The sequence below is a fragment of the Staphylococcus sp. HMSC065D05 genome (assembly GCF_001813195.1).
GTDB classification, from domain to species: Bacteria; Bacillota; Bacilli; order Staphylococcales; family Staphylococcaceae; genus Staphylococcus; species Staphylococcus epidermidis.
Genome location: NZ_KV811735.1, coordinates 64665 through 68945 on the forward strand (window position 1 = coordinate 64665; position 4281 = coordinate 68945).

A 4281-nucleotide genomic window follows, 5' to 3' on the forward strand; every position below is an offset into this window, starting at 1 on the left:
ATTGTTGAAACAATTCCCGATACTGAATTCAGACATCATCGTGGCGCAACATTATATCATCCCAAAATGAAATTAAAAATAGTGTTATATGCCTACACAAATTTTTTGCCAACCTTATATTCTTATTCTTAATTTTATGCTATTTTATTTTGAACATCTATCTCTATAGAACACTTAAGTTTCAATAACATAAATTTTAATTTATAATGTAAATCAAACATAAGTGGATATTCAAACAATCTAATTACATAGACTATTTATCGAAAGTAGGTATATATTTATGAAACAACCGTATAACCATGGTGTTCTTTTCTATCATGAACATAGCGGTTTGAAAGATATACATAATGGCATAGGAGAAGTTGCAAAATCTCTTAGTTCAATGTGTAAACACCTTTCTCTTCAACTCAGTGAAAATAAAGGCGATATTATTAAATATTGTAAAGCTATTAAAAATGAAAATTACAGTTCTGATGTAGACGTTTTATTTATTTTAGGTGGAGATGGTACACTTAATGAACTAGTAAATGGCGTTATGCAATATCAATTAGATTTACCAATCGGTGTAATACCAGGTGGTACCTTTAACGATTTTACAAAAACACTTCAACTGCACCCTAATTTTAAAATAGCTAGTGAGCAATTATTAACATCGCACGCTGAATCATATGATGTGTTAAAAGTGAACGATTTATATGTACTTAATTTCGTTGGACTAGGCTTAATAGTACAAAATGCAGAGAATGTTCAAGATGGTTCTAAAGATATATTCGGTAAATTCAGCTATATTGGATCAACTGTTAAAACATTATTAAATCCTGTTAAGTTTGATTTCTCATTGACTGTTGATGGTGAAACAAAAGAAGGAAATACTTCGATGATGTTAATAGCAAACGGTCCCAATATAGGTGGTGGACAAATTCCGCTAACCGACTTATCACCACAAGATGGAAGAGCAAACACATTTGTATTTAATGATCAAACACTAAATATATTGAATGATATATTAAAAAAACGTGATAGTATGAATTGGAATGAAATCACACAAGGTATTGATCACATATCTGGTAAGCACATCACACTCTCAACAAACCCTAGTATGAAAGTGGATATTGATGGCGAAATTAATTTAGAAACACCAATTGAGATTCAAGTATTACCCAAAGCGATACAACTTCTTACTGCAACTGAACAAAATAATTAATGTAAATTTCACTTATTCTTTATCAATTTATTTTTAAAGCATGAGCTACTGAGACATAAATGATTGTCTCAGTTTTTTATTTTATAAATTGATAACATCGTTAGTCGTGTGAGACGATAATTTCATTACAACACCCCTCATAATTTTTAGTATGAATACTTACAATAAATTTTTTAAAATTTACTTCTTTTAAAAATAGATTTTTTTAATTACCAAATACGTTTTGTTCCCTTTATATCAAGTCTTACACATTAATCCCGACTAAATATACAGATTAACAACGTGTTCATATAAACATCACAATTGACTCTTTAATAGTCTGTATTTTCTTTTAATTTGAAAAAAGGTGTACTATAATGTTTGTGAATTATTTCACAATATCTAAGGAGTGGTTGTATATGTTATCTGTAACTAAAAAAAATACATATGAATCAAACAAAGATGAAGTCACACAAATGATTGATTCATTAGCAGAAAAAGGACAAGAAGCTCTAAAAGAATTATCTAAAAAATCTCAACAAGAGATTAATGACATTGTACATCAGATGAGCATGGCTGCTGTTGATCAGCATATGCATTTAGCTAAACTCGCTTACGACGAAACAGGTAGAGGTATTTATGAAGACAAAGCTATCAAAAATTTATATGCCTCAGAGTACATATGGAATTCAATCAAAGACAATAAAACAGTAGGTATCATAGGTGAAGATAAACAAAAAGAATTAACGTATGTAGCTGAACCTATAGGCGTTATTTGTGGAGTGACACCAACGACCAACCCTACATCTACAACTATTTTCAAAGCAATGATTGCTATTAAAACAGGTAATCCAATTATTTTCGCATTTCATCCAAGTGCACAACAATCATCAAAACATGCTGCTAAAGTCATTTTGGAAGCAGCAATAAAAGCAGGTGCTCCTAAAGATTGTATTCAATGGATAGAAATACCATCAATTGAAGCAACTAAACAATTAATGAATCATAAAGACATTGCTTTAGTTCTAGCGACTGGAGGCTCTGGAATGGTAAAGTCCGCATATTCGACAGGTAAACCTGCATTAGGAGTCGGTCCAGGTAATGTTCCTACTTATATTGAAAAAACTGCACATATCAAACGTGCTGTTAATGATATCATTGGTTCTAAAACTTTTGATAATGGTATGATTTGTGCTTCTGAACAAGTCATGGTTGTTGATAAAGAAGTATACTCTGACGTCGTTAAAGAATTCAAATTACACCACACATATTTTGTTAATAAAAATGAACTACAACAATTAGAAGATGCCATCATGAATGAAGATAAAACTGCAGTCAAACCTGACATAGTTGGTAAATCTGCTGTAAATATAGCGAAATTGTCAGGAATTAGTGTTCCAGAAAAAACAAAATTATTAGTCGCAGAAATTGATGGAATTGGAAAAGATTATCCTTTATCACGTGAAAAATTATCACCTTTACTCGCAATGGTAACTGCAAAATCAACAAGACATGCACTACAAATTTGTGAAGACACATTAAAATTTGGTGGTTTAGGTCACACTGCTGTAATTCACACCGAGGATAGTCAATTACAACAAAAATTCGGTCTAAAAATGAAAGCTTGCCGTGTATTGGTAAATACACCTTCTGCTGTTGGAGGAATTGGAAATATGTATAATGAACTCATTCCTTCTCTTACGTTAGGTTGTGGTTCATATGGTAGAAATTCTATTTCTCATAATGTAAGCGCAGTAGACTTATTAAATATTAAAACAATAGCAAAACGTCGTAATAATATGCAATGGTTTAAACTCCCGCCTAAAGTTTATTTTGAAGAAAATTCAGTTATGTATTTGACAGAGATGGATAATGTTGAACGTGCAATGATAGTTTGTGATCCAGGGATGGTTAATATTGGTTATACTGATATAGTTGAACAAGTGTTGAGACGCCGAGAAAACCAACCTCAAATTAAAGTGTTTAACGAAGTTGAACCTAATCCATCAACTCATACAGTCTATAAGGGATTAGAAATGTTTATGAATTTCCAACCTGATACTATTATTGCACTCGGTGGTGGTTCGGCAATGGATGCAGCCAAAGCAATATGGATGTTCTTTGAGCATCCAGAAACTTCATTTTTTGGAGCAAAACAAAAGTTCTTAGATATTCGTAAACGTACTTATAAAATTAGCAAACCTAAAAACGCAAAATTTATATGTATACCAACGACATCAGGAACTGGTTCTGAAGTGACACCTTTTGCAGTAATTACTGATAGCGAGACGCACGTTAAATATCCACTAGCAGATTATGCGTTAACTCCCGATATTGCTATCGTCGATCCACAATTCGTATTAAGTGTACCTAAAGATGTTGCCGCAGATACAGGAATGGATGTTTTGACACATGCCATTGAATCTTACGTCTCTGTCATGGCTTCAGATTATACAAGGGGCTTAAGCTTACAAGCAATAAAGTTAACTTTTGACTATCTCAAATCATCAGTTCAAGAAAATGACAAACACTCACGAGAAAAAATGCATAACGCTTCAACAATGGCCGGTATGGCGTTTGCAAATGCTTTTTTAGGAATTTCTCATTCTATCGCACATAAAATTGGTGGTGAATACGGTATTCCCCACGGTAGAACAAATGCTATTTTATTACCACATGTCATTCGTTATAATGCCAAAGATCCACAAAAACATACACTGTTTCCTAAATATGATTTCTTTAGAGCAGATACAGACTATGCTGACATTGCAAAATTTTTAGGACTCAAAGGTAATACAACTGAAGAATTAGTGGATGCTCTAGCTAATGCGGTGTATGATTTAGGATGTTCAATTGGTATTGACATGAATTTAAAATCGCAAGGCGTAACAGAAAAGCTTCTTCATTCTACTATAGACAGAATGGCTGAATTAGCATTTGAAGATCAATGTACAACTGCTAATCCAAAAGAACCGCTAATTAGTGAGCTTAAAGGCATTATCGAAAGAGCATATGATTATGAAAGATAACTTCAAAAATGTTTAACAAAAAAGTCATAGGCCATCGGTACTGACCCCCTTAAACGGGAACTTAATAAA

Annotated in this window: 2 protein-coding genes; both read left to right on the top strand. The window is 32.5% G+C overall.

Translation table 11 applies throughout. From position 1 onward, the window contains the following. Positions 1 to 280 precede the first annotated feature (280 nt). Positions 281 to 1204, top strand: a complete 924-nt coding sequence (locus tag HMPREF2897_RS03180; protein ID WP_002445917.1) for a diacylglycerol/lipid kinase family protein — start codon at positions 281 to 283, stop codon at positions 1202 to 1204. A gap of 398 nt (positions 1205 to 1602) precedes the next feature. Next, positions 1603 to 4212 carry a bifunctional acetaldehyde-CoA/alcohol dehydrogenase gene (gene adhE, locus HMPREF2897_RS03185; protein WP_038812496.1) on the top strand — a complete coding sequence of 870 codons (2610 nt, stop codon included), beginning with the start codon at positions 1603 to 1605 and terminating at the stop codon, positions 4210 to 4212. The last annotated feature ends 69 nt before the right edge of the window (positions 4213 to 4281 follow it).